At 57.3% G+C, this 24660-nt stretch carries 24 protein-coding genes; 13 read left to right on the top strand and 11 right to left on the bottom strand.

All coding sequences use genetic code 11. The features are described from left to right. Positions 1 to 7: 7 nt before the first annotated feature. From dnaG to KO498_RS17495, 3 genes are all read left to right on the top strand, one after another. On the top strand, positions 8 to 1960 hold the full coding sequence (gene dnaG / locus KO498_RS17505; RefSeq protein ID WP_215961203.1) for a DNA primase: 1953 nt from the start codon (positions 8 to 10) through the stop codon (positions 1958 to 1960). 132 nt (positions 1961 to 2092) lie between these two features. Next, a complete protein-coding gene (gene rpoD / locus KO498_RS17500) occupies positions 2093 to 4075 on the top strand; it encodes an RNA polymerase sigma factor RpoD (RefSeq protein WP_215961202.1) in 1983 nt (660 codons plus the stop codon). Between the two features lie 43 nt (positions 4076 to 4118). Continuing rightward, a complete protein-coding gene (locus KO498_RS17495; protein ID WP_215961201.1) occupies positions 4119 to 4550 on the top strand; it encodes a hypothetical protein in 432 nt (143 codons plus the stop codon). Here the strand turns inward: KO498_RS17495 and ribD are convergent. From ribD to KO498_RS17465, 6 genes are all read right to left on the bottom strand, one after another. Next, entirely contained in the window at positions 4540 to 5616 is a 1077-nt protein-coding gene (gene ribD, locus KO498_RS17490; protein ID WP_215961330.1) for a bifunctional diaminohydroxyphosphoribosylaminopyrimidine deaminase/5-amino-6-(5-phosphoribosylamino)uracil reductase RibD, read from the bottom strand. The two genes, KO498_RS17495 and ribD, sit on opposite strands and share 11 nt — an antisense overlap. A 20-nt stretch (positions 5617 to 5636) precedes the next feature. Then, complete coding sequence (gene nrdR, locus KO498_RS17485; RefSeq protein ID WP_215961200.1) at positions 5637 to 6107, bottom strand: transcriptional regulator NrdR; 471 nt, start codon at positions 6105 to 6107, stop codon at positions 5637 to 5639. A gap of 372 nt (positions 6108 to 6479) precedes the next feature. Then, positions 6480 to 6935: a hypothetical protein gene (locus tag KO498_RS17480; protein WP_215961199.1), complete on the bottom strand. Its 456-nt coding sequence runs from the start codon at positions 6933 to 6935 to the stop codon at positions 6480 to 6482. Positions 6936 to 7001: 66 nt separating this feature from the next. Then, entirely contained in the window at positions 7002 to 9062 is a 2061-nt protein-coding gene (locus KO498_RS17475) for a capsular polysaccharide biosynthesis protein (RefSeq protein WP_215961198.1), read from the bottom strand. A gap of 5 nt (positions 9063 to 9067) precedes the next feature. Beyond that, positions 9068 to 10222 (bottom strand): polysaccharide biosynthesis/export family protein, encoded by a 1155-nt coding sequence (locus KO498_RS17470; RefSeq protein ID WP_215961197.1) that lies wholly within the window; start codon positions 10220 to 10222, stop codon positions 9068 to 9070. Between the two features lie 117 nt (positions 10223 to 10339). Next, positions 10340 to 11632, bottom strand: a complete 1293-nt coding sequence (locus KO498_RS17465; protein WP_215961196.1) for a capsule biosynthesis protein — start codon at positions 11630 to 11632, stop codon at positions 10340 to 10342. A gap of 147 nt (positions 11633 to 11779) precedes the next feature. Here KO498_RS17465 and KO498_RS17460 point away from each other — a divergent pair, with 147 nt between their 5' ends. Together KO498_RS17460 and KO498_RS17455 are read left to right on the top strand one after the other, a co-directional pair. Then, positions 11780 to 12379: a riboflavin synthase gene (locus KO498_RS17460; protein ID WP_215961195.1), complete on the top strand. Its 600-nt coding sequence runs from the start codon at positions 11780 to 11782 to the stop codon at positions 12377 to 12379. 234 nt (positions 12380 to 12613) lie between these two features. Beyond that, on the top strand, positions 12614 to 13321 hold the full coding sequence (locus tag KO498_RS17455) for an SDR family NAD(P)-dependent oxidoreductase (protein ID WP_215961194.1): 708 nt from the start codon (positions 12614 to 12616) through the stop codon (positions 13319 to 13321). On the opposite strand, the gene KO498_RS17450 is transcribed toward KO498_RS17455, so the two are convergent. Continuing rightward, positions 13318 to 14283: an adenosine deaminase gene (locus KO498_RS17450; RefSeq protein ID WP_215961193.1), complete on the bottom strand. Its 966-nt coding sequence runs from the start codon at positions 14281 to 14283 to the stop codon at positions 13318 to 13320. The two genes, KO498_RS17455 and KO498_RS17450, sit on opposite strands and share 4 nt — an antisense overlap. 279 nt (positions 14284 to 14562) lie before the next feature. Here KO498_RS17450 and KO498_RS17445 point away from each other — a divergent pair, with 279 nt between their 5' ends. The 5 genes from KO498_RS17445 to KO498_RS17425 all read left to right on the top strand — a co-directional run bounded on the left by KO498_RS17445 (position 14563) and on the right by KO498_RS17425 (position 18877). Beyond that, positions 14563 to 15522 carry an MBL fold metallo-hydrolase gene (locus tag KO498_RS17445; protein WP_215961192.1) on the top strand — a complete coding sequence of 320 codons (960 nt, stop codon included), beginning with the start codon at positions 14563 to 14565 and terminating at the stop codon, positions 15520 to 15522. 100 nt (positions 15523 to 15622) lie between these two features. Beyond that, a complete protein-coding gene (gene ribB, locus KO498_RS17440) occupies positions 15623 to 16750 on the top strand; it encodes a 3,4-dihydroxy-2-butanone-4-phosphate synthase (RefSeq protein WP_215961191.1) in 1128 nt (375 codons plus the stop codon). 5 nt (positions 16751 to 16755) lie between these two features. Beyond that, entirely contained in the window at positions 16756 to 17310 is a 555-nt protein-coding gene (locus KO498_RS17435) for a 6,7-dimethyl-8-ribityllumazine synthase (RefSeq protein ID WP_215961190.1), read from the top strand. Continuing rightward, complete coding sequence (gene nusB, locus KO498_RS17430) at positions 17307 to 17777, top strand: transcription antitermination factor NusB (RefSeq protein WP_215961189.1); 471 nt, start codon at positions 17307 to 17309, stop codon at positions 17775 to 17777. The genes KO498_RS17435 and nusB overlap by 4 nt, the downstream gene beginning before the upstream one ends. A 92-nt stretch (positions 17778 to 17869) precedes the next feature. Next, on the top strand, positions 17870 to 18877 hold the full coding sequence (locus KO498_RS17425; protein ID WP_215961188.1) for an LLM class flavin-dependent oxidoreductase: 1008 nt from the start codon (positions 17870 to 17872) through the stop codon (positions 18875 to 18877). A 108-nt stretch (positions 18878 to 18985) separates the two neighbouring features. On the opposite strand, the gene KO498_RS17420 is transcribed toward KO498_RS17425, so the two are convergent. Continuing rightward, positions 18986 to 19981 carry a polyprenyl synthetase family protein gene (locus KO498_RS17420; RefSeq protein ID WP_215961187.1) on the bottom strand — a complete coding sequence of 332 codons (996 nt, stop codon included), beginning with the start codon at positions 19979 to 19981 and terminating at the stop codon, positions 18986 to 18988. 59 nt (positions 19982 to 20040) lie between these two features. On the opposite strand from KO498_RS17420, the gene KO498_RS17415 reads away from it, so the two are divergent. The 3 genes from KO498_RS17415 (at position 20041) to KO498_RS17405 (ending at position 21274) form a co-directional block, all read left to right on the top strand. Beyond that, positions 20041 to 20256 (top strand): putative signal transducing protein, encoded by a 216-nt coding sequence (locus KO498_RS17415; RefSeq protein WP_215961186.1) that lies wholly within the window; start codon positions 20041 to 20043, stop codon positions 20254 to 20256. Beyond that, positions 20210 to 21010, top strand: a complete 801-nt coding sequence (locus KO498_RS17410) for a tRNA1(Val) (adenine(37)-N6)-methyltransferase (protein ID WP_252731518.1) — start codon at positions 20210 to 20212, stop codon at positions 21008 to 21010. Before KO498_RS17415 ends, KO498_RS17410 begins: the two co-directional genes overlap by 47 nt. A gap of 90 nt (positions 21011 to 21100) precedes the next feature. Beyond that, on the top strand, positions 21101 to 21274 hold the full coding sequence (locus KO498_RS17405) for a YdcH family protein (RefSeq protein ID WP_215961185.1): 174 nt from the start codon (positions 21101 to 21103) through the stop codon (positions 21272 to 21274). On the opposite strand, the gene gcvA is transcribed toward KO498_RS17405, so the two are convergent. The 3 genes from gcvA to KO498_RS17390 form a co-directional block, all read right to left on the bottom strand. Then, a complete protein-coding gene (gene gcvA, locus KO498_RS17400; protein WP_215961184.1) occupies positions 21271 to 22218 on the bottom strand; it encodes a transcriptional regulator GcvA in 948 nt (315 codons plus the stop codon). The genes KO498_RS17405 and gcvA overlap by 4 nt on opposite strands. Before the next feature lie 280 nt (positions 22219 to 22498). After that, positions 22499 to 23221, bottom strand: a complete 723-nt coding sequence (gene phbB / locus KO498_RS17395; RefSeq protein WP_215961183.1) for an acetoacetyl-CoA reductase — start codon at positions 23219 to 23221, stop codon at positions 22499 to 22501. A 176-nt stretch (positions 23222 to 23397) separates the two neighbouring features. Next, entirely contained in the window at positions 23398 to 24573 is a 1176-nt protein-coding gene (locus tag KO498_RS17390) for an acetyl-CoA C-acetyltransferase (RefSeq protein ID WP_215961182.1), read from the bottom strand. Between the last annotated feature and the right edge of the window lie 87 nt (positions 24574 to 24660).

The following is a 24660-nucleotide window of genomic DNA, read 5'->3' as shown; positions in this document are numbered from 1 at the left end:
TAGTTAGATGTCGCTGCCACCCGGATTTTTAGACGAGCTGCGCACCAGAACCTCGATCACGCAGGTTGTGGGCCGCAAAGTCATGTGGGATGCGCGAAAGTCAAACCAGGGCAAGGGTGACATGTGGGCGCCGTGCCCGTTTCACCACGAAAAAACCGCCTCCTTTCATGTCGATGACCGCAAGGGCTATTACTACTGCTTTGGCTGTCACGCCAAGGGCGACGCGATCGGGTTTGTCAAAGAAACCGAGAATGTCGAGTTCATGGAAGCTGTTGAAATTCTGGCGCGAGAGGCCGGAATGCCGATGCCTCAGCGCGACCCGAAAGCGCAGCAAAAGGCGGATCGCAACACGCTTTTGGTCGAGGTCATGGAACAGGCCGTGCAGTTTTATAAGCTGCAACTCAAGACAGGCGCGGGGGCCGACGCGCGAGACTATATTGAGGGCCGCAAGCTTAAGCCCGAGACAGTCGAGCGCTTCGAGATCGGTTTTGCACCGGAGGGCTGGCAGAACCTCTGGGAGCACCTGCGCGGAAAGGGTGTTGAGGAAGAGCTGATCCTTGAAGCGGGGTTGGCGAAGGCAAGCCAAAAAGGCGGCAAGCCCTACGACACCTTCCGCAACCGTATCATGTTCCCGATCCGCGATGTGCGCGGGCGCTGCATTGCCTTTGGTGGCCGTGCGATGGACCCGTCCGACAATGCAAAATACCTCAACTCGCCCGAGACACCGCTGTTTGACAAGTCACGCACGCTTTACAACCACGCGCCTGCGCGTGAGGCGGCAGGGAAGGGCGAACCGCTGATTGTCGCCGAGGGTTACATGGACGTGATCGCGCTGTCTGAGGCAGGGCTTGCAGCCACCGTTGCGCCGCTTGGGACCGCCGTTACCGAGCACCAAGTGCAGATGCTTTGGCGTGTGGCCGACGAGCCGGTGATCGCGCTTGACGGTGACACCGCGGGGCTCAGGGCTGCGATGCGGGTGATCGACATTGCGCTGCCGCTTTTGCAGGCTGGCAAGAGCCTCAGATTTGCGATGATGCCCGAGGGCAAAGACCCCGACGACCTTGTGCGCCAGCAAGGGGCAGGGGCGATGCGGCAGATGGTTGAGGCCGCGATGCCTATGGTGCAGCTCTTGTGGCAACGCGAAACCGAGGGGCGCGTTTATGACAGCCCCGAACGCAAAGCCGCACTCGACAAGGCCCTGCGCGAGAAGATCAAACTGATCGCTGACCCGTCTATTCGCGCCCATTACGGCGAGGCGATCAAAGAACTGCGCTATGAGCTTTTCCGCCCCCAGCGGCGCAACTCGGGCGGCACTGGCAGCTTTACCAAGGGCAAGTGGAAACCTACACCTGCCGTGCTCAGCGAGACGAAAAACTCGCTGCTCATGGGGGCGTCCGAGCAAATGCAAGACAACATGCGTGTTGGTGCTATCCTTGCCGTGTTGCTGCGGCATCCGCAACTTTGTGAAGAGTTTGACTACGCGCTCGAGCGGCTTGATTGCCCAGATGGAGACTTGGCAGACCTGCGTGCATTTCTGCTGCGCTGTCAGGCGAAAACCCGCGAAGAGGCGGCAGATGCGGCCTTTGAAACACTCGGCCCCTATGCTCTTGAAAACCTTTCGACCCAGCCCCACCTAAAAGTCGTGCCAGCGCTGCGGCCGGAGGCAGATGAAGACCTCGCCCGCATGACGCTTGCCGAAGAATTTGCCAAACTTGAGGCCCAACGCGGCTGGCGTGCCGAGATCGCCGAAGCCGAGGAGGACCTCGCCCATGTCGCCGATGAGACGATGACATGGCGGCTGTCACAGGCCGCTGAAGCCCGCAACAAAGCTGCGCATGGAGCGCAGGAAGACAAGACAGAATACCACACCTCAAAGAACGGTGCGCGAATCAGTAAGGCCGAAAGAGAGGTCTTCGCCAAGCTTATGGAGCAAATCGGCCACAGTGATTCGCACGATTGATACGTTTTGGTGGGGAATCCCTAACGAAAACGGGGTAAACAGGTTTTCGAATCACTCTTAACGCTGCATGATTCGTTAAAACGAATCATCTTGCTGATCCGTCCTCCCCGATTTGCCCATAAGGAGCAGACCATGGCCGCAAAAGACAACGACGACCGTAAGCCAGACGATCAGGATGCTGACGGCTCGCTGGATATGAGCCAAGCCGCCGTCAAGAAGATGATCGCCGAGGCGCGCGAGAAGGGCTACATCACTTACGATCAGCTCAATCAGGTGTTGCCCCCCGAGCAAGTTAGCTCGGAGCAGATCGAAGATGTGATGTCGATGCTCTCGGAAATGGGCATCAATATCATTGAAGATGAAGATGAAGACGACGAAAACAAAGTCACCGATGTTGTTGCTGCCGGCCAAAAAGGCGAGCTGACGCTAGGCTCGGGCAACGCCGAAAAGCTTGACCGCACCGATGACCCCGTGCGCATGTATTTGCGCGAGATGGGCTCTGTAGAACTGCTCTCTCGTGAGGGCGAGATCGCGATTGCCAAGCGCATCGAGGCGGGCCGCAAAACCATGATCCTCGGGCTGTGCGAAAGCCCGCTGACATTTCAAGCGATCACCATCTGGCGCGACGAACTTCTAAGCGAAGACATTCTGCTGCGTGATGTCATCGACCTTGAGACAACCTTCGGTGATCAGTTGGGTGAGGAAGAAACCCAGACCGCTGCTGTTGCTCCCGCCGCGGGCGGTGTCGAAGCACCCAAAGCCGAAGCGGCGCAAGAGCTCGACGCTGACGGCAACCCGATCAACACCGATGACGACGATGATGATGACGAAGACGAGCAGGCCAACATGTCGCTCGCTGCGATGGAAGCCGCGCTCAAGCCCGGCGTTCTGGAAACGCTCGACCGCATCGCTGACGACTATGTGAAGCTTTCACAAATGCAGGACAGCCGCATTTCTGCGACGCTCAACGAAGACGACTCGTTCACCGACAAGGCCGAGAAGAAGTATCAAAAGCTCCGCTCCGAGATTGTTGAGTTGGTGAACGAATTGCACCTGCACAACAACCGTATTGAAGCTCTGATCGACCAGCTTTACGGCATCAACCGCCGCATCATGCAGATTGACAGCTCGATGGTGAAGCTTGCTGACCAAGCGCGCATCAACCGCCGTGAGTTTGTTGAGGCCTACCGTGGCCGCGAGCTTGACCCGACGTGGTTTGAAGAGATGGCTGAAAAGCCCGGCCGTGGCTGGCAGATGTTCATCGAAAAATCGACCGATAAAGTTGAAGAACTGCGCGCAGACATGGCGCAAGTCGGGCAATATGTCGGGCTTGATATCTCCGAGTTCCGCCGCATTGTCGGGCAGGTTCAGAAGGGCGAAAAAGAAGCCCGCCAAGCCAAGAAAGAAATGGTTGAAGCCAACCTGCGTTTGGTTATCTCGATCGCCAAGAAATACACCAACCGTGGCCTCCAATTCCTTGATCTTATTCAAGAAGGTAACATCGGCCTGATGAAGGCGGTGGACAAGTTTGAATACCGTCGCGGCTATAAGTTCAGCACTTATGCGACATGGTGGATCCGTCAGGCGATCACCCGGAGCATTGCTGACCAAGCCCGCACCATCCGTATTCCTGTGCACATGATCGAAACCATCAACAAGCTTGTGCGCACGGGCCGTCAGATGCTGCACGAAATCGGCCGCGAGCCGACGCCGGAAGAGCTGTCAGCCAAGCTGCAAATGCCGCTTGAGAAGGTTCGCAAGGTGATGAAGATCGCCAAGGAGCCGATCTCGCTCGAAACCCCGATTGGCGACGAGGAAGATTCACAGCTCGGTGATTTCATCGAAGATAAGAACGCCGTGCTGCCTTTGGATTCTGCCATTCAGGAGAACCTCAAGGAAACCACGACTCGTGTTCTGGCCTCGCTCACCCCGCGTGAAGAGCGCGTGTTGCGCATGCGCTTTGGCATCGGCATGAACACCGACCACACGCTTGAAGAAGTCGGCCAGCAGTTCTCGGTAACACGCGAACGCATCCGCCAGATCGAAGCGAAAGCGCTGCGGAAGTTGAAGCACCCAAGCCGCTCCCGCAAGCTGCGCTCCTTCTTGGATCAATAGATCAAAGAGCCCTTCGGGGCTCTTTTCGTTTGGAGAGATGCTGATGTTCAAAACTCTGATAGTTGCGGTTTTTCTTCCCGTAGCAGCATTGGCCGATTGCGCCACTCCTGACTCGCATTTTGTATCATGCACGCTCAAGGGCGGCACGAAGCGCCTTGAGGTTTGCCGTGATGAACACTCGGCAAGCTATTGGTTTGGCAGCATTAACGGAAAGGCCGAGCTGGCGCTTACCGCCAAGGTTGGCGAGTTTATCTACAGGCCCTGGCCGGGGATAGGCTCGACGATCTGGGAAGAGTTAATCTTTATAAACAACGGTATAAGCTACGCAGTTTACGGGGCACATCAACGAAACTACCCAGACCACGACGACGGAGAAGTGACGGTTGTGACTGTCGCTGGCATAGTTGTCCGCCAAGGCGAAAAAGAGCTGGGCGAACTAAGATGCGACGCGGGAAGCGCTAAGTTTACTTACTAGCCCGCCGCCAACGCATCATCACATCACCGTCAAGTGTCTGCTGCTCTGCCAGTTTGAACCGAGGCGCAGCGCTGAGGTTTGAAAGCCCCATCGCGCCGATCGCTGGCAAGCCTTCTGCGCCAATCGCCAAGCCGGCGGTGTAGCCAACCAGTTCATCAACCAGGTCAGCCTTGAGCAGGGACGCGGCCAAAGCGCCGCCGCCTTCACAGAACACACGGGTGAGGCCGGCTTTGCCGATGGCTTGCAGGGTGGAGGCAACATCAAGTTGCTGGCCTTGGAGACTGCATTCAACACATGTTGCGCCGATACCCTGCCAAGTTTGCAACAACATTTTGTCGGCGTCCGGCGCGTGACATAGCCACAGCGGCACGTCCTTGGCCGAGGCTGCGAGTTTGCTCATCATCGGCAGGTCTAAACGCCGCGAAACCACGACACGCACGGGCTGACGGCGGGCGCCATAGCCGCGCACATTGAGCATCGGATCATCAGCGCGGGCGGTGCCACCGCCGACCATCACGGCATCATGTGAGGCGCGCAACCCATGCACATGTTTGCGTGCGGCCTCGCCCGTGATCCATTGGCTTTCGCCTGTCGCCGTGGCAATGCGCCCGTCAAAAGAGCTGGCGAGTTTGAGGGTGACAAAAGGGCGGCCTGTGTCATTGCGCAGGAAGAAGCCTGCATGGTCAATGGCCGCTTCTTCAGCGCAGATACCGAGCGTGACTTCAATGCCAGCAGCTTGCAACATGCCGAAACCGCGCCCTGAAACGCGGCTGTCGTTGTCTTCAAACGGGGCAACTACGCGGACGATACCTGCGTCGATGAGGGCCTGCGAACAAGCGGGCGTTTCGCCGATATGCGAGCATGGCTCAAGCGTCACATAAGCCGTGGCACCCTTGGCCGCCGCGCCTGCCTGAGCAAGCGCCTGCACCTCGGCATGCGGGCGCCCGCCCGTGGCGGTGACAGCCCGCGCCAGGATGCGACCGTCCTTCACAAGCACGCATCCGACGGCGGGGTTAGGCCAAGTCTGGCCCATCCCACGCCGCCCGATGCTTAGCGCGAGGCGCATAAAGCCTATGTCGGATCGGCTCACTTATCGTCGGATGAAAATTCCGGGCGCAGTTCGCTGACAAATTTGTCAAAGTCATCTGCTGCCTGGAAGTTCTTGTAAACACTGGCAAAACGCACGTAAGCAACGGTGTCGATACGCGCCAGAGACTCCATCACGATCTCGCCGATAGCGGTCGAGGGGATGTCGGTTTCGCCCATGCTTTCAAGCCGGCGGACGATGCCCGAGATCATCTGATCAATGCGCTCAGGCTCAACAGGGCGCTTTTGCATCGAGATGCGAATGGAGCGCTCAAGCTTGTCGCGGTCAAAATTCTCGCGCTTGCCGTTGGTTTTGATCACCACCAAGTCACGCAGTTGCACGCGCTCATATGTGGTGAAGCGACCGCCGCAAGCGGGGCAAAAACGCCGCCGCCGGATAGACACATGGTCTTCGGCCGGTCGTGAATCTTTTACTTGTGTGTCGACATTTCCGCAAAACGGGCAGCGCATCGGCCGTCCCCCTTCTTTTCTTGTTCCGCCTCAAAGATGTGGGTTAACCCCACTTATCTACAGGCACTATAGGGGCTCCGCTAGGGTTTGGGTAGAGGGCAATTGTAACCGCTACATAGAGGGTAGTGGGAATGTTGCAGTTTGGTTCCCCCCTGTCTCTTTTCTGGTCGCTGGCGCTAACTCTGCGGCAAGATCAAATGAAACACCAACGGGCGACTCCCTATGTCAATTGCACGCGTAACAGAGATTTCCTCGACTTGGAAAAGAGCCTCAAGATGGTCACATTCGTACTCGAAGACTAAGCTTTACGCCGCGGCGTATGAGCCCCCGTAGCACTAGTGCGCTGCGGGGTTTTCCTGTTGGCGGGAGGGGTTAGTCAAAGTCGGTCCACACGTCTTCACAAAAGCCTTCGGCGTGATTTGCCGACAGGTTGAAACCTGCTTTAGTCAATGAAACAGAGTAGTTACCACCGTCTCCTAGGCGCGGGCCGTTGCGCAGCGCAGCACTTGGGGCAACTGTAAAGATCACGCTTTTACGGCCCCTGAAAGCAGCGCTAGGTGACAAGCCCTTGGAAATGTAGAGGCGCGTGTTACCGGCCACGCCAAGGGCGGAACGGGCAAAGTTTGCACCGGCACACCAGATCTGACGAGGCCCCGCACCCTGTGACGAGATCACCTCGAACTGGCCCTGCTGGCCTGTGGGCTGAACATGAAGCCGGTTGACGGCTGTAAAGGCGCTCACGGGCGGCGCGAGCGTGACACCAAGCGCAACAGTCAGGGCAAACCCTTTAAACAGACAATGGAAAAAACTCGAATAATAACGGCGCATCCTGATACCTCTTGTGGGCTACAATGTTCAAAAGATAGGCGCTTGACCATACTTTCGCAAATCACGTTAACGCCAGAGGTGTGCGTAGCTGGCGAACAGCCCTTGCAGTTTTGACAGGCCTTTGTTGACAGGGCCGCGCGAGAGCCCGTCGCCGCTGGCCAGGCGTTTGACGGCGGTTTCTGCTGTGCAGGGCAGGTTTGAAACGGGGTCATGATAGCGTGGGTAATCAATCAACGCCGCATGCACGAGGCTTTCAAGTTGTATATGCATCCCGCGCCGCTCGCAGGCCGCGCCCTTGTCGGTTGTCAGCCCCCATCCGGCGTAAAACGGGCGGCCTGTGGTGGTGACTTTCTTGCCGCGCAACAGGGCTTCAAAGCCGAGCAGCGAGGTCATGGTCCAGACTTCGTCAACCGCGGCCAAGAGCGCTTCAGCGCTGGCGTTTTCAACCAGAACATCAGCCAATCCAACCAGCTGATCTGCTGGCACCGTCCCTTGGCGCAGGCCAGCTTCCACATCGGGGTGCGGCTTGAACACGATAATGGCGGCGGGGTTGGCATTGCGCGCGGCCTGTAAGAGCTTGAGGTTGGTGTTCACATCACCAGCGCCCAGCTTGATCGAGGCATCATCTTCGACTTGACCGGGCACCAGCAGCTTGCGGCCTTCCGGCAGAGCAGGCACCGCGCCTTCAAGGTTGTATTTGGTCACGCCCTTTGCGGTGATCTCATCAATCAGCTTGCGGGCACGCAGGGTTTGATCAGGGCGCAGCTTGGCGCGGGTTTTGATCAAGAGTTCAAGGCGGCTCTCAAAGGTCGGGTCGTAGTAGATGCCCATATCGTCGAGCACCAGAGAGAGCGGCGGCGTCAGCTTGGCTCCCAGCCCGCGCGAGCGCAGAAAACCGTCTTCAACCCGAACGCGGCTGTCAGTGTTGGTGTCAGTGTTAGTGCCAGTGCCAGTGCCTGTACCAGTACCAGTGTCGGTGGCTTTGCCAGCCCAGACCATTGCGCGCTCGCCCTCGGCTTTGTCTTGAAACGTCAGCTTGCCGTGCTGGCCGAAAAACTGCTGCAAAGGCTTGCGCTTCCACAGGCGCATGTGGGCGGCTTTCCAGCCGAGATGATCTTCGCGCCAAGCGCGGGTGTTGGCCTCGAACTCGCCCAGCGCCTGCTCAAAACTGCAAAGCTTGTCGTCGATGGCACTATACCACGTCGGCGCGAGCACCATAGCTCCGGCAAACAGTTGCGCAGGCGTGAGGGCGCGGCCACGGCGGGGTAGGGGGTGTGGACATCGGTCATCTGTCAGGCCCCATCCGGCGTAAAACGGCTGGCCGAACACCACGGGCTTGTGTCCCGCCATGATCGCCTCAAAGCCCATTTGGCTGCTGACGGTATAAACAGCGATCGCTCCGTCGAGCAGCGCATGCGGGCTGACAGGGGCGTCAAACAGGGTGATGCGGGCATTGGCGTCTTTGGAGGAAAAGTAGCCCTGGCGAAAGCCCTGTGCTGTTTCGGGGTGTGTTTTGACAACGATGCGCGCGCCCGGGTTGTCTTCTTGGGCATAGTAAAGCGCCTCGCGAAACGCGTTGGCATCGGCCTTGCCATGCGTCACCGAAGCGTCACCTCGGGTTTGATCAATGACCAGAACATAGCCCGCCTCGGGCAGGGGAGCATTGGTGTCAAAGCCGGAATACTTGGTCAGATGCGCTTCTCTGAGCCGCTCGATCCCCCCTTTGGCTATGGCCAGAGTTGCGGAGTCGTCCAGTGGGGTGTTGGCAAGGATGTGCTCTATTTCGGACGGCTGCGAGCTGTCAAAATGCACACCACGCCCGTCAATCATCAGGCCCTGAGGCGGCTCGCCTGCGCGGCCCGGCTTGAGTGAGCGCAGAAAGGCATCTTCCAGTCGCACCAAAGGTGCAGCGCTGCGTGCCGCGACAGCCTCGCCGCGTTTGGCATAGGGGGAACGGCCCCAGACAACCACGCCATCCCCTTCGCGAGGGCGACCGAGCCTAAGCTCGTGGCCTGACAGCTCAAGAATGCGACGCAACCGCTTTTGGCGCCAGAAGCCGGCGTTGTAATAGAAAAGCCGCCGGGGCAAATGTGCTCCGGCGGCTTCTGGGTTTGTCGTTTTAGACAAAGGGCTTAGCCCCCTGAAAGTGATGTCACGCCAGTGCTGACTGTGCCAACTGCACCAAGGGTGCCGGTGACAGCCGAGATGGTTTTGTTCCACTGGGTGAAGGGGGCTTCAGTTACGTAGAGCGTGTCGCCGTCGCGCACTGAAAAGTCACGGGCGAGGAACATGCCGTTGGGCTGTGTGAGGTCAAGCACATAGACAAGGCGTTGCGCGCCCTGCAAGTCTTGCCGGCCCATTACGATGTTGGCGATTTCAGCTGGCTCGTTGCGGAAGATGAATACACCTGTCGGATCAGCTGCTGTTGCCGAAAGGCCACCAACCTGTGCGATGGCTTCAATTGCCGAGAGCGTTTGGCTTTCAAACTGCACACGAGCCTGCGCGCCTGTCGCGCCGAGGGCTGTGAACGAGCGGGTGTCTTCCTCAACAAGGATGCGATCACCGTCACGCAGGGCGATGTCAAACCGTGGGTCTTTGTAGAGGTCCTGAAACCAGACTTTCGAGCGCATGCCTTTGCGGATCACTGTGATCTGGGCGATTTCCGGCTCGATGGTGATGCCACCCGCGTTTGCGAGCATGGTTGTCAGCGTGCGTGTCGGCCGTTCGATCGGGAATACACCCTGACCGCCAACCGAACCTACAAGGCTGACGCTCGCGCCATCGCCTGCGAGGCGGCGCACTTGCACCTGCGGATCAGGTGTCTGGTCAGCCAGTTTGCGTGTGATGATGCGGCGGATGCCTTCTGGCGTGTTGCCCGAAGCTTTGATGCGCCCCGCATAGGGGATAAAGATGAAGCCTGCGCCGTCAACCTGCACTTCTTCAAGGACGGCAGCACCGGCACCAGCAGGGCCTGATGACCCAAGCAGAGGATCATCAACGTTTTCCCACACTGTCAGGCCAAGCGTGTCGCCTGGGCGGATGGTGTCAGAGCCGATGAGGCCTGCATTTTTGAAAGTGTCAGAAAACCCGAGCGCCGGAACAACACCGGTTGCGCGTGTCACGCGGTCGTTCACGGAGACAACGAAAGCATCACCTTCTTGCTGCACGGAGCCTGCGAAGATTTGCTTTTTGTTGGGGCCAACACCGGGAAGGCCACAAGATGAAACAACCGCCAATGCGGCGACAAGCGCGACAAAACGCGCCCAACTAGGAGTTACGGGTTTCACTACTCGGTCTCCTCGACCTATTTATATTCTGCCTCAGATTCAGCACTTTGCGCGCTTATTTTGATGTGACTGTAACGCAGATGTTTTAAAAAAATCAAGCGTAAGTAAGAGCAGAAGTTACTGGACGATCCGTAACTGTTGCCGCGGAGCCGCGGTTCCGGTTTCCAATGCTTGGTAGGGATCGTCAGGGCAGAGCATCATATCAACGACCATTCGCATCAGCTGGCGGCGGCCACGTGCCGAGTAAAACCCGCCAGGAACCTGTGACGTTTCAAGCAGGTAACGGCGATATTCTTGATAGGCTTTGTGATCAGGCCGCTGCGCCGCCGAGAAGAAAGTGCCCAAAGGCTGCGTCGAAACAAACTCGGGTTTGTTGTAGACAGCCTTACCAAAAGTCTTGAGCGGGATACCGCGCCAGAGCACTTGCTGCGCAGCTGTCGAGTTCACTGTTACGGCGCTGCGGGTGTCGTTAAGCAGCGCTGCGAGCTTGCCGCCGCGCACATAATGCACACGCTTTCCAATGCCGAGTTCGGTCGCGATACGCTTGATCTCGCGGCGCAGGGGCACGCGCCCGTCTTCCAGCGGATGCGCCTTGAAAACAAGATGATGGTGCTTTGGCGCGCCCTCGGCAAAGCCGCGAATTACGACATCAAGAAAGTCGATCATTGTGTCAAAGGGCGAGTGCTCTTGAAAGCTGCTGTCATGCTCCAGCTGCAACAGGGCGAGGTGATAGGGAAAGCCGCCATAGCGGATGCGCAAGGTCGCAATGCCACGGTCAGCAGCCTGAAACGGCATCAGCAAAAGCCGCTTGAGGTAGAGTCGAAACTCTTTGGTGACGCTCAGCGCGCGGTGCGGCTTGAAGTTGCGGTAGTCGCCGTTCCGAAACATTACAAACCAGTGATAAAGCGCACCGTAAAAAACGTGTTGCCTTGTATCGCCCCAGCGGGCGGGCGGCAGCGGCGCGTCCATGTCCGAGTGCTCAAGCCCGCGGCGCATTTCCTCAAGGCTCATATCCATGAGCTTTGAATGCCCGTTAGAGCCGCCGCGCTCATAAGTCACCCAATATGGGCGCAAGTAACCTTCCTCGAAGACATGCACGCCAAGGCCAAGATCGCGCGCACGTGCGGCGGCTTGCGCATGCACAGGCCGCGTGTCGCCGTAAAGCACGATATCGGTCACACCTTTATCGGCAATGATCTGCTCAAAGGTGTCAGCCCAGGCGTCCTGACTGCCACGAAAGGGGATGTATGTTTTGGGCGAGAACCAAAAGGCACGGTCACCAGCATTAAAGCCCACGCGCCAGACTTGCGCACCAGCGGCGCGCAGCATCTTTCCAAGCTTGTGGAAAAACGGCCCGTGCGGCCCCTGCAAAAACAGGAAAACGCGGTTATCACCTGTGATCTTTGTCATATGTCTTGCAAAACTCGTGATACTTTACACCTTTTGATATGCGCAGACTGTGGTCAAAATATGGTTGATTTGCTGCTAAATTAACAGGGTTTCTTGCGCCTGTCGCCTGGCTTCGTTAAGCCAAGGGCAATCAGCAAGGAGCGTGGCATGTTCACAGGCATCATCACTGACATCGGCGAAATCAGCGAACTTGAGCAGCGCGGTGATCTGCGTGCGCGTATCGCGACGGCCTATGACACCGACAGCATCGACATTGGCGCTTCTATTGCTTGCAACGGCGTTTGCCTCACAGCGATCACTCTGGGCAAAGGCTGGTTTGATGTCGAAATCTCGGCAGAGAGCATCGACAAAACCAACATCGGCAGCTGGGAGCAGGGCGGCAAGCTCAACCTGGAGCGCGCGCTCAAGGTTGGTGACGAGCTCGGCGGGCATATCGTCTCGGGCCATGTTGACGGTGTAGCTGTGATCACTGCGATGGTTGAAGAGGGTGACAGCACCCGCTTCACGTTCGAGGCACCTGAAGAACTGGCGAAGTTCATCGCGCCCAAAGGGTCTGTGGCCTTGAACGGCACGTCTTTGACGGTGAACGAGGTTGATGGCTGCATTTTCGGCGTCAACATCATCCCCCACACCAAGGATGTGACAACATGGGGCGCGGCGCAAGTCGGTGACCGCGTGAACCTCGAGATCGACACAATGGCGCGCTATGTTGCGCGCTATGTTGATCGGCTGGCCGAGTTTTCATAAGCAACAGCAGCCCGCAGCGAAAGTCTGGTTCGAGCCGATAGTTACGGATGCTGCGAGTTGGCTGGATGACCAGAGCCAATGAAAGCAGTCATTGGTTCAGTTTCAACATAGACAGGAAGCGTACGAGCTTTTGATTTGATTTTGGTTCGGTTAAAAAGATGAAGATACTCAATATCCCTCAGATTGGCGCATAGCCATTCATCGAAACCTTTTACTTTAACGGAGAATCTGACGATGAACCTTATGGGCAAGACTGTCGTGGTTACAGGTGGCAGTGACGGCATTGGAAAGCACATCTGCTTGAAACTTGCTGAACAAGGCTGCAACTTGGCGATCATCGGTCGGAACGCCGAGCGGCTGTCAGACGTGAAAGAACGGTGCCTAGCTGGAGGAGCGCAGCAGGTTAGGTCCTTTACCTGCGATATCCAAAATGTCGCGCAACTGGAACAAACAGCCCAGGACATCCTGACGGCGTTTAACGGTGTTGATATCCTGATCAATAATGCAGGGATTTGGCACAAGACCAGCCCGCTGGACGAGATTGACGCTGAGATGCTCGAAGCCACTGTTCAGACAAATCTGACAGCATTGATGCAGCTAACGCGCTTCTTGATTGCCGATATGCGCAAAAAACCAGAGGCAATTGTGTTGAATGTTGCTTCAAAATCCGGCGTCGTGGCCCAGGCAGGCCAATCTGTTTACACGGCTACCAAATACGGCGTTCGCGGATTTACAGAAGTCCTGAAGGCTGATGAACAAGACACGAGCATTCGCGTCGCCGGACTCTATCAAAGTGGCACAAACACACAAATGTTCTCAAAAGCCAACGAAGACGTGCCAAATCACATCTTCACAGAACCCGAGGATCTGGCTGATGTTGTTGTGTTCATGCTGTCCCGGCCACCGAAAATCTGGCTGCACGATGTACGGGTAGAACTTTAACCGTCTACTCTTTGCAACAAGCGTATACGCGTCTCGTCGTCAACGAACGCCGCCTTGATCGCCGTACGGGTAACTTCGCAAAGCTCTGCTTCTGTCAAACCAAATTCAGTTGCCCCGATCTCATACTCACGCGCCAGAGAGGTATGAAAATGCGGAGGGTCGTCCGAGTTCAGTGTGACGGGGACGCCAGCGTCACGCAGAGCCAAAAAAGGGTGTTCGGCAAAGCTGTTGTAAACAGATAGGGCAATATTGGAGCCGGGACAGCATTCCAGAACGATCTGTTGGTCGGCAAGCTCTTGAACCAACTCCGGGTCTTCGATCGCGCGGACACCATGGCCAATTCGGCTCGGCTTTAAGTACTTTAAGGAATCCCGCACAGAGTCTGCCCCGCCGAATTCACCGGCGTGCGTCGTAATCTCCAGACCCGCTTCTCGTGCCACGTCAAATCCGGGCGCAAGTTCTTTTGGATGGTACATGCGCTCGTCACCACCCATGCCAAATCCTGTGACAAGCGGATGGGGGTTTTGGGCGATATAGGTTGCTGCACGAAGCACTGATTCCGGGCCTTCGTGCCGTAGACCGGTCGCGATCATACGCGTTTCGATGCCGTGCTTGCGTCGGGCTTGGATTATGCCTTCGGCCAGCCCGTCAATATAGTCGCGTTCCGAAATACCAATCATGCGGGCATGATCGGTTGAGATGAAGACCTCTGAATATATGCAACCAACCGCAGCAAGTTGGGCAAGATAAGTTTCTGCCAGCAGCGCATAGTCTTCTGGCGTGCGAAACAGGCTCGCCGCACCATCAAAACACTTCAGGAACTCGGAAAAGTTGCTCCAGACAAATGCCGCATTTTGAATGATTTCTGAAACATCAACATTGTATTTGCGGGCCTGCTGGAGAACAAGCTCCGGATCAGCAGCGCCTTCTATGTGACAGTGAATTTCAGCTTTCGGGATCATGGATCGATACCTTGGTTCATTGCAGGCGGTGTTTACAGGTAGCGATAGTCTCTCGCTGCACTTTAGGCAACCATCGGCCTCGGCGGCCTGCTTTCCACTGCGGTTTAGAAGTGCACAGAGCCGACCTTAGAGCAGCTGCAGCGAAATGGCGCTAAGTCCGCACCGCAGCCATATACATGGCTTTCAAAGCGACGTTAACGCCGTCAGTTAATTACATTCACGAAAATGATTGCGTTCACGCCCGTATGGCCTAGTCTGCCTTTCAAACAGGGAGCCGCCATGAGCCTGATCAAACCGACCCGCCGTGATATCCTTAAAGTTGCCGCCGCGATGCCGGCCTTTGCGCTGCCTGCGGCCGCCCAATTGGGCGCGCCCGAGGGGCAAAATCCGGGGTATTTTCGGTTTACGCTCGGAGATATGCGCCTGACTGTGCTGTCGGACGGATACTTCTCCAACCCGACAACCGGCCTTGGTATCAACGCGCCGCGTGACGAGGTGCAGGCGTTTTTACAAGCTTACTATCTGGATGTCGACAAAGGTTATTCGCACACCAACCACCTGCTGATCGAGACCGGTGAGCACAAAGTGCTGGTTGATGTCGGCTCTGGTGACCGCTGGTTCGAGACAACCGGTAAGCTGGTGAGCAACCTTGAGGCCGCCGGCCTCGGGCTCGACGATATCACCCATGTGGTTATCACCCACGCCCACCCTGATCATATCTGGGGCATCCGCGACGGCTTTGACGAGCCGTTGTTTCCGTCTGCCGAATACATCATCGGCGAGGCCGAGCACGCTTATTGGAGCCAAGAGGGGCTGGTTGACCGTGTTGCACCTGAACGACAGCAGTTTGTTGTCGGAGCGCTGAACGCCTTCGCCACCGAGGGGCTCGACTGGGTGTTTGCACGCGACGGGCACGAGGTTGTTTCAGGTGTGGCGCTCGTCAGCACGCCCGGGCACACGCCGGGGCATATGTCTGTTAGGGTCTCGTCGGGCGACAAAACTTTGCTCGCCCTTGGCGACAGCATGAGCCACGCCTGGACAAACTTTGCTCAGCCCGCATGGTTTAACGAAGGTGATCATGACGGTGGGCAAACGGTGCAAACCCGCCTGAAGCTGCTTGACCAAGCCGCGAGCGAGCGTATTTCGCTGCTCGGATACCACTTTCCTTTCCCCGGTGTCGGGCATGTGCAACGCGATGCTGACGCCTATCGTTTTGTGCCAGCGCTCTGGCAGTTCTAGCGGAGTTCTAGCACCTACAAATACCCAACGTTATGAGCCTATCCTCTGGTCAAGCCGCAGCACTTGCGCTAACCAGCCCCTGCACCATAACGAGGCTCCCATGAGTGAAACATACACAACCCCCGGACCGCTGGAAGCAAGCCTGAGTGAGGCTATTTCTTCAACCGAAGAGATCATTGCCGCCGCCCGCGCTGGCGAGATGTATATTCTGGTTGATCACGAGGATCGCGAGAACGAGGGTGACTTTGTCATCGCCGCCGAATTTGCCGATGACGCAGCCATTAACTTCATGGCCACTTTCGGACGCGGCCTTATCTGCCTGCCAATGACATCCGAGCGCATCGCGCGGCTCGGCCTCCCAATGATGGCAACCAACAACTCCTCGCGCCACGAGACAGCTTTCACCGTCTCGATCGAGGCGCGCGAAGGCGTGACGACGGGCATCTCGGCCGCCGACCGTGCTTTGACTGTAAAAACCGCGATCAACGAGCAAAACACCGAGGCCGCGATTGCCACGCCGGGGCATGTCTTCCCGCTGCGCGCGCGACAGGGCGGCGTGCTTGTGCGCGCGGGCCACACAGAAGCCGCTGTTGATATCTCGCGCCTCGCTGGCCTCAACCCTGCCGGTGTTATCTGTGAAATCATGAACGCCGACGGCACGATGGCCCGCCTGCCGGAACTTATTGAAATTGCAAAAGAACATGGCCTCAAAATCGGAACGATTTCAGACCTCATCGCCTACCGTCACAAGCACGACAACCTCGTGCGCGAAGTGAAACGCCAGACCGTGCAGTCAGAGTTCGGCGGCGAATGGGAGCTGCGGGTCTTCTCTGACGAGATCAGCGGCACAGAACACACCGCTTTGATCAAAGGGGACATCACCACGCCCGAGCCAGTTTTGGTGCGCACCCACGCGCTCAACGAGCTCGAAGATGTGCTCGGCCTTGGCCCTGGCCCCGCTGGCGAGCTGCACGCCGCTATGCGCCTTGTTGCAGCTGAAGGGCGCGGCGCTGTCGTACTTTTCCGTGAGCCGCACCCCAAGCTCGACTTCGGCGAAGACGACAAAACCCCGCAGATCATCAAACGTACGGGGCTCGGCTCGCAAATACTCGCCAACATCGGCGCCTCCGAGCTGATCTTGCTAACAAACTCGCCCGAAACCCGCTATGTCGGCATCGACGCCTACGGGCTGTCTATCGTCGGCACCCGTCCGATTCCGCAGGAGTAAGCCCAATGGCCGGAACTATTGCTCACAACATTCTCAAACGCCCCGTGTTCGACAAGCCCATCAAGCTGCTGATCGTCGTCGCGCCTTACTACAAAGACATCTCCGATGACCTCGTCTCAGGGGCCACCGGCGAGATCGAAGCCGCTATGGGCACTTGGGATCTTGTCGAGGTGCCCGGCGCGCTCGAAATCCCGACAACAATTGCTATGGCCGAACGCCTGTCAAACTACGACGGTTACGTTGCGCTCGGCTGCGTCATCCGCGGCGCGACAACCCACTACGAGACAGTCTGCAACGACAGCTCGCGTGCGTTGCAGCTGCTTGGCCTGCAAGGACATTGCATCGGCAATGGCATCCTCACAGTCGAGAACATGGCCCAAGCCGAAGTGCGCGCCAACCCCGATGATATGAACAAAGGCGGCGGCGCGGCGGCTGCGGCCTTGCATCTTATCGCGCTCGCTCGTAAGTGGGGCGGCCAGCGCACGGCACCGGGCTTCAAACCCGACGCCGAAGAAATACTGCTGGCAGGCACGACTACCGAGGAAACACCCACAGCATGACGCTCTCAGGCAACCAAAAACGCAAAATGAAGTCAGCCGCGCGGCTCTACGCTGTGCAAGCGCTGTTTCAAATGGAGCACTCCGGTCAAACCGTGCAAGTGGTGATCAACGAGTTCGAAGACCACCGTTTTGGGGCCACCTATGAGGAAGAGGGCGAAATGATCGAAGGCGATCCGACGCTGTTTGCCGAGCTGATGGAAAACGCCGTCAACTACCAAGCGCCGATCGACCAAATGACCGACCGCGCGCTTGTCGCCAAATGGCCACTGGGCCGGATCGACCCAACCCTGCGCGCCCTGTTTCGCGCCGCTGGGGCCGAGATGACACAAAGCAATACGCCGCCAAAAGTGGTGATCAGCGAATTCGTTGATGTCGCCCGCGCCTTCTTCCCCGAAGGCAAGGAAGCCAGTTTTGTCAACGCCGTGCTTGACCATATGGCGCACGAAGCCAAGCCTGAAGGCCTCTAAAGCCAAACCAACTTCCGGCTTTTCTTTTTGCAAAAATACTCATTGCAAGATCTCCCCTAGGAACCCGCCGCCTGCGGCCCTAAGTATACAAAATGAAACAATTCTCCCTCCTTGATCTCGCACCTGTCGCCGAAGGCCAAACGGCCGCCGACGCGTTGCGCAACACTGTCAGCCTTGCCCAAACTGCCGAGGCCGCTGGCTATCACCGTTACTGGCTCGCCGAGCATCACAACATGCCGGGCATCGCATCTGCCGCGACATCGGTTCTTATCGGCCATGTCGCGCAAGCCACCAGCACCATGCGCATCGGCGCAGGCGGGGTGATGTTGCCCAATCACGCGCCGCTGGTGATCGCCGAACAGTTCGGCACCCTCGCGACATTGCACCCCAATCGCATCGACCTCGGTTTAGGCCGCGCGCCGGGCACCGACATGAACACCGCCCGCGCCCTGCGCCGTCACATGGCGCCCGAAGACAGCTTCCCGCAGGACGTGCAGGAGCTCATCGCCTATCTGGGCGACAACGCCGGTGCAGCTGTCCGCGCCTTCCCCGGTGAGGGCACGCATGTTCCGGTCTGGATACTTGGCTCCTCGCTCTACGGTGCGCAGCTCGCGGCTATGCTCGGCTTGCCCTACGCATTTGCCTCGCACTTCGCCCCCGACATGCTGGAAGAGGCGCTTGATGTGTATCGCCGCACCTTCCGCCCGTCCGCCACAATGTCAGCGCCTCACGCCATGCTCGCCGCCGGTGTTTGCGCCGCCGAAACTGACGCCGAGGCCGCATATCTGCGCAGCTCTCAACAGCTCGCGTTCGCGCGCCTGCGCTCTGGCCGGCCGGGTAAACTGCCACATCCGGTTGAGGATATTGCGGCAGAGGTGCCAGCCGCCTTGCTTGCGCAGGTCAACCACATGCTCGGCTGTTCGGCATCCGGTGCGCGCAACACGGTGAAATCTGGCCTCAAAGCCATTATCGATCGCTATGAGCCCGACGAGGTGATGGTCACTGGGATGATCCACGATCACCAAGCGCGGCTGACGTCCTTCAAGATCGCCGCCGAAGTGTTAACCGAGCTGCAAGCAGAGTACGCAGCGTTAAGTTAACTTGTGTTAACCTTGGATTCAAAACTGTGCATACGCATTATGCACTGCGGTATGCACTGAAATATGCACCCGAGTCACATGCGAAACCCTCGCTACTGAGGGCGTTAACTAGTTGATCCGCGAGACCACAAATTCGGCCAGATCGTCGAGCATTTCGCGCAGCGGATGCTCCGGCAATGCCGCCAAAGCCGCCCGCGCTTTGCTGGCAAATCCAAGCGCATCTTGGCGCGCTGCCTCAAGTGCTCCGTGGGTGTTGAGCAACTCAATAGCCTGCTCCAAATCGCCCTCACGTTGGTCGCCTTTTTCAATCACTCGCGTCCAGAATGCGCGCTCTTCGGCGTCGGCCTTCGCGACGGCTTTGATCAGCGGCAAAGTCAGCTTTCGCTCGCGAAAGTCATCGCCGATGTTCTTGCCCGTTGCTCCGGTAACTCCTTGATAATCCAGTAAATCATCAACAATCTGAAAGGCAATCCCAAGCGCGTCACCATAGTCAAACAGTGCTTTCACCTGGGTCTCTGGCGCGCCTGCAATCACCCCGCCAACTTCCGTCGCCGCCGAGAAAAGCGCTGCCGTTTTGCCGCGCACAACTTGCAGGTAAATCTCCTCGGTCGTGGCCAGATCCTGCGCTGCTGTGAGTTGCAAAACCTCACCTTCCGCGATCGTCGCCGAGGCATTGGCGAGGATATCAAGCACCCGCAGGGAGCCTGTTTCGACCATCAATTGAAACGAGCGCGAGAACAGGTAGTCGCCGACTAGAACCGAACTTTTGTTGTCCCACAAGAGGTTAGCCGTAGGTCGCCCCCGACGCTGTGCACTTTCATCGACCACATCATCATGCAGCAAAGTTGCCGTATGAATGAATTCAACTGTCGCCGCTAAATGCACATTGTAAGGGCCGTCATAGCCGCACAACTCTGCCGCCGCGAGCGTCAGCATCGGCCGCAAGCGCTTGCCGCCAGCCTCGACCAAATGCGCCGTCACTTCCGGTATGCGCGGCGCATGTTCCGAGGCCATGCGATCACGGATCAAAACGTTCACAGCCTCCATCGCCGGCGCCAAATGCTGCGCCAGTTTTTCATGCGGTTTGCTCACGGTTTCACCCATGTTGATCACACTCCCGTTGCCTCACTCGACATTGCTGCCAAGATGGTCATATTTATCGTATGAAACAGCTTCTTAGCACCAATGACATGACCGAGATCGCCTTCGCCCAAGCGTTGCTTCAGGGCGAGGGTATAAACGTCTTTGAAATGGACGTAAATATTAGCATTCTTGAAGGGTCCGTTGGCGTCTTGCCGCGACGGTTGATGGTTGCTGATCAGGACCACGCCGATGCCGCCAGCATCCTGCGCGACAATGGCTTGCACCCGAGTGACTGAGGCGCTGACCTGCGACGCCTTCCTCGGCGGCCAGTTGCATTTGTGGCAACCTGCAAAGGGGTATCGCGCCGGCGTTGATCCGGTATTGCTGGCCGCAACAGTGCCCGCTCGGGCCGGAGAGAGCCTGCTTGATATCGGTTGTGGCGCTGGGGCGGCGGCCCTCTGCATAGGCCAACGTGTGCCAGGCGTTGAGTTGCACGGTTTAGAGCTACAGCCGTTCTACGCAGGCCTCGCGCGCCGCAACGCCAAAGACAACGGGATAAGCCTGACCGTGCATGAAGGCGATGTCGGTGACATGCCCGAGATACTCAAGGCGCGGCGCTTTAACCATGTGATAACCAACCCTCCTTACTTTGATCGTGCGATTGGCAAGCCAGCTAATTTTGAGGGACGCGAAACAGCTCTTGGTGGTGCTGATCTGAGCATTTGGCTTGAAGCTTGCGCAAGGCGCCTTGCACCAAAGGGGTTGTTTACCCTGATATGCCGGGCCGAGCGGCTGCCCGAGTTACTGCGTGTGTTGCCGTCGTATCTTGGCTCACTTGAGCTCTGGCCGATCACCCCGCGTGCTGGCCGCAGCTCGGAGTTGGTGCTGCTTAGGGCTAAGCACAGCGGTCGAGCACGGTTTAGGTTACACGAGGGGTTGCGCATGCACGAAGGCGCTCAACACGAGAAAGATGGGGAAAGCTATGCAAAATCAATCGTCTCTGTATTGCGGGACGGAGCGGCTCTGCCTTTCCCCGAGAGTAAAGGCTAAAATTAGTTTGGTTTTCTCGCATCTGCAGCGTGACAGAATTGTAAAACTATGCTCGACTGGGCTCACACATTCATCAATAGGAGACTGTTCATGAGCCTCAATTCGCATGTCGAAGAGCTGAAGAAAAAACACCAAATATTGTCGGACAAAGTTGAAACCCTTCAACGCGCGCCGGGATCATCAGACACAGAAATTGCAGCGCTCAAGAAAGAGAAACTCCGAATCAAGGAAGAGATTTCCAAACACACAGAAGCCGTCAGTTAGGGCTTAGAAAGCGCTTCCACAGAGACAAATTCACGCCCCTCTCGCAAAAAGTCTACAGTTTTGGCTTCGTCAATAAGCCAGCTTTTGAAGGCTGCGATCGCGGGGCGTGTTTCCTGCCCTTCAAGGCACAAAAACCGCCAGCGCCCCTGTGTGACCAGCCCGACAGAAAACGGCGCAACAAGCCGCCTCTCTGCCACGTCACGCGCTATAAGTGAGGCGCGACCAAGGACGACACCAGCACCCGAAAGTGCCGCCCCGATGGCGTGATCCGCATTGGAGAAATGCGCCCCGCGAACGTTGTTTTCTGTAGTGCCAGCGGCTTGGAACCAAGCAGGCCAATCACAACGGGGCTTAAGGAAATCTATCGAATCGTCGATCAGCAATGGTGCCTTGGTGAGGCTTTCAACTGTGGTGAACTTTTCGGCCATCTCGGGTGTCATCGCCGGGGTGACCCATTCTTCTCCAAGGGTAAACGAGTGCAGGCCGGCGTCGCTCCCGTATCCGAAACGCACGGCGACATCTATACCATCGCGATCAAAGTCGAGTAGCCGCAAACTGGCCGAGAACCGCAACTCCACATCGTTGTTGTTCTGAGTGAAATTGAATATCCGCGGTGCCATCCACTTTGACATGAAAGCAGGGCCGGTTGAGACGGTGAGAACGTTTGTGTCCTTGGATTGAAGGGCGCGCTGCCATGCGCGCTCAAAGCTTGCAAACCCGTCGGCAAGCCCGGGAAGTAAAGCTGCGCCGCCTTCCGTCAGCGTAACGGCGCGGTTGTGACGGTAAAAGAGCGGTGCTTCAAAATGCTCTTCTAGTGATTTGATCTGAAAGGAGAGAGCGGCCGGTGTTACACCGAGCTCGTTTGCGGCGCCAGAAAAGGACAAAAGTCGCGCCGCGGCTTCAAAGGCTCTGAGCGCTGTGAGAGGTGGAAGTCGACTGGGCATTGTAGGCATTCACATAAGTAAAACTGTTCTGAATGAACAGAAAGTCTCGTTTGTCGAAGCAAAATGCAAGGGCTAGTTTGAGTGAGATAGGAAATACTTACCAAAGGACGCCGAAATGCTTGAGACAGCCACAACCACCGAACTTCACGAAAGCTATTTACAGGCTCATATAGAACGCGCGGCAATGTTTGCATTTATCGGGCGCAATCTCGCGGTGTTGTTCAATAGAAAAGGGCCGCAGCTTGCGCCACGGCCCTTAAAGGAAGCTTCATGTTCGAGCTTAGACGAAGAACTGGCCGCCGTTTGCTGAGATCGTCGAACCATTGATAAAGCCGGAGTCGTCAGAGGCAAGGAAGGCCACGCAACGTGCAATTTCTTCCGGTTCGCCAAGGCGGCCGGCTGGAATCTGGGCGACGATGCTGTCGCGCACCTTTTCTGGAACCGCCATAACCATCTCTGTGGCGATGTAGCCGGGGCAGATTGCGTTGGCGGTGATACCGGCCCGAGCGCCTTCTTGTGCAAGTGATTTCACGATGCCAAGATCACCGGCCTTGGTTGCTGCGTAGTTCACCTGTGCGAACTGTCCTTTCTGGCCGTTGATTGAGCTGATGACGATAACGCGACCAAATTTGCGCTCGCGCATGCCGTTCCAAAGTGGATGAACCGTATTGAAAACGCCTGTCAGGTTGGTGTCGATCACTTCATGCCACTGCTGAGGGGTCATCTTGTGAAAGGGTGCGTCGCGGGTGATTCCGGCGTTGGCGACGACGATATCGATCGGCCCAACTTCGGATTCGACTTTAGCGATACCTGCAGCGCTTTCGTCGTAGTCAGCGACATTCCATTTATATGTTTTGATGCCGGTTTCAGCAGTGAAAGCCGCTGCGGCTTCGTCGTTGCCGGCGTATGTCGCTGCGACGTTGTGGCCTTCGGCTTTGAGGGCCTTTGAAATAGCTGCGCCAATGCCGCGTGACCCGCCGGTAACCAAAGCTGTTCTGGTCATGTTGTTCTCCCTTTCAGTGTCTCCGTCAAGTAATGGTGTTATCTTTTTGAGAGGTAATTCGCAACATTATTACGCGAATATTCAGCGGCGGTTGGCTAAAATATCGCGTGAGTGGTCTCAAAAATAGAAAGGGGCACCCCAAAAGGCGCCCCATGAAGCTTGTTTTGTGAAAGGAATCAAGGGCGCTCTACGCAGAGGGCAACGCCCATGCCGCCTCCGATGCAAAGCGTGGCGAGGCCCTTCTTGGCGTCGCGGCGTTGCATCTCGAACAACAGCGTGTTGAGCACCCGACAACCCGACGCACCGATGGGGTGACCAATCGCGATTGCACCGCCGTTGACGTTGACGATCTCGGGATCCCAGCCCATCTCCTTGTTGACGGCGCAGGCCTGTGCGGCGAAGGCTTCGTTGGCTTCGACAAGGTCAAGATCGTCAACGCTCCAGCCTGCCTTTTCAAGGGCGATGCGGCTGGCGTGAATTGGGCCAACACCCATGATCTTCGGATCGAGACCGGCGGTCGCGTAGGATGCGATGCGGGCGAGCGGTTGGATGCCGCGTTTCTCGGCGTTGTCGGCGCTCATCAAGAGCACGGCGGCGGCACCGTCGTTGAGGCCGGAGGCGTTGGCGGCAGTGACCGAACCGTCTTTTGTGAAGGCAGGGCGCAGCTTTTGCATGGCTTCCATTGTGGCGCCGTGGCGGATGTATTCATCTTGGTCGACAACCGTCTCGCCCTTACGCGTTTTGACCACAAACGGTGTGATCTCATCGGCGAATTTCCCTGCTTTTTGAGCAGCTTCGGCCTTGTTTTGCGAGGCAACGGCGAAGGCGTCTTGAGTGTCGCGGCTGATCTGGAACTGCTCGGCGACGTTTTCGGCGGTTTGGCCCATGTGATAGCCGTTGAAGGCATCCCACAATCCGTCACGGATCATGCTGTCGATGTATTTGACATCACCCATTTTGGTTCCTGCGCGCAGGTGTGCAACATGTGTGCTGAGTGACATGCTTTCTTGTCCACCAGCGGCAACAACATCGGCATCACCGAGTTGAATGTGCTGTGCGCCCAGTGCGACGGCGCGCAGCCCTGAGCCACATACCTGGTTGATACCCCATGCCGAGCTTTCCATTGGCAGGCCGGCATTGATGTGTGCTTGGCGCGCAGGGTTCTGGCCCTGTCCGGCAGTCAGAACCTGCCCCAGTATCGTTTCGGATACGTCGGACTTCTCGATGCCCGCCCGCTCAACTACAGCTTCAAGCACAGTTGCGCCAAGGTCATGCGCTGGTGTGTTGGCAAAAGCGCCGGTGAAGGAGCCGACGGCAGTGCGTGCGGCGGATGCGATTACAACATTTGTCATGTGAATTCCTTTCCAATTTCGGCTCAATTGGCGTGAAGTGAAAGGCTCACCACGACCCGAGCTTTGCGCAGGTTTAGCGCATCCGCC

This window comes from Lentibacter algarum, from assembly GCF_018860975.1.
Classification (GTDB): domain Bacteria; phylum Pseudomonadota; class Alphaproteobacteria; order Rhodobacterales; family Rhodobacteraceae; genus Lentibacter; species Lentibacter algarum_A.
Note: the sequence above shows the minus strand (reverse complement) of the source record. Positions and strands in the feature narration are given on the sequence as shown.

Bases quoted from the DNA above. Each gene is read 5' to 3' on its own strand.
- nusB (WP_215961189.1), top strand. From the start codon at position 17,307: ATGACGCTCTCAGGCAACCAAAAACGCAAAATGAAGTCAGCCGCGCGG.
- KO498_RS17495 (WP_215961201.1), top strand. From the start codon at position 4,119: ATGTTCAAAACTCTGATAGTTGCGGTTTTTCTTCCCGTAGCAGCATTG.
- KO498_RS17465 (WP_215961196.1), bottom strand. From the start codon at position 11,632: ATGACAAAGATCACAGGTGATAACCGCGTTTTCCTGTTTTTGCAGGGG.
- ribB (WP_215961191.1), top strand. From the start codon at position 15,623: ATGAGTGAAACATACACAACCCCCGGACCGCTGGAAGCAAGCCTGAGT.
- KO498_RS17460 (WP_215961195.1), top strand. From the start codon at position 11,780: ATGTTCACAGGCATCATCACTGACATCGGCGAAATCAGCGAACTTGAG.
- KO498_RS17450 (WP_215961193.1), bottom strand. From the start codon at position 14,283: ATGATCCCGAAAGCTGAAATTCACTGTCACATAGAAGGCGCTGCTGAT.
- KO498_RS17390 (WP_215961182.1), bottom strand. From the start codon at position 24,573: ATGACAAATGTTGTAATCGCATCCGCCGCACGCACTGCCGTCGGCTCC.
- rpoD (WP_215961202.1), top strand. From the start codon at position 2,093: ATGGCCGCAAAAGACAACGACGACCGTAAGCCAGACGATCAGGATGCT.
- KO498_RS17480 (WP_215961199.1), bottom strand. From the start codon at position 6,935: ATGCGCCGTTATTATTCGAGTTTTTTCCATTGTCTGTTTAAAGGGTTT.
- KO498_RS17415 (WP_215961186.1), top strand. From the start codon at position 20,041: ATGAAACAGCTTCTTAGCACCAATGACATGACCGAGATCGCCTTCGCC.
- nrdR (WP_215961200.1), bottom strand. From the start codon at position 6,107: ATGCGCTGCCCGTTTTGCGGAAATGTCGACACACAAGTAAAAGATTCA.
- phbB (WP_215961183.1), bottom strand. From the start codon at position 23,221: ATGACCAGAACAGCTTTGGTTACCGGCGGGTCACGCGGCATTGGCGCA.
- dnaG (WP_215961203.1), top strand. From the start codon at position 8: ATGTCGCTGCCACCCGGATTTTTAGACGAGCTGCGCACCAGAACCTCG.
- KO498_RS17435 (WP_215961190.1), top strand. From the start codon at position 16,756: ATGGCCGGAACTATTGCTCACAACATTCTCAAACGCCCCGTGTTCGAC.
- ribD (WP_215961330.1), bottom strand. From the start codon at position 5,616: ATGCGCCTCGCGCTAAGCATCGGGCGGCGTGGGATGGGCCAGACTTGG.
- KO498_RS17420 (WP_215961187.1), bottom strand. From the start codon at position 19,981: ATGGGTGAAACCGTGAGCAAACCGCATGAAAAACTGGCGCAGCATTTG.
- KO498_RS17425 (WP_215961188.1), top strand. From the start codon at position 17,870: ATGAAACAATTCTCCCTCCTTGATCTCGCACCTGTCGCCGAAGGCCAA.
- KO498_RS17455 (WP_215961194.1), top strand. From the start codon at position 12,614: ATGAACCTTATGGGCAAGACTGTCGTGGTTACAGGTGGCAGTGACGGC.
- gcvA (WP_215961184.1), bottom strand. From the start codon at position 22,218: ATGCCCAGTCGACTTCCACCTCTCACAGCGCTCAGAGCCTTTGAAGCC.
- KO498_RS17405 (WP_215961185.1), top strand. From the start codon at position 21,101: ATGAGCCTCAATTCGCATGTCGAAGAGCTGAAGAAAAAACACCAAATA.
- KO498_RS17410 (WP_252731518.1), top strand. From the start codon at position 20,210: ATGCCGCCAGCATCCTGCGCGACAATGGCTTGCACCCGAGTGACTGAG.
- KO498_RS17445 (WP_215961192.1), top strand. From the start codon at position 14,563: ATGAGCCTGATCAAACCGACCCGCCGTGATATCCTTAAAGTTGCCGCC.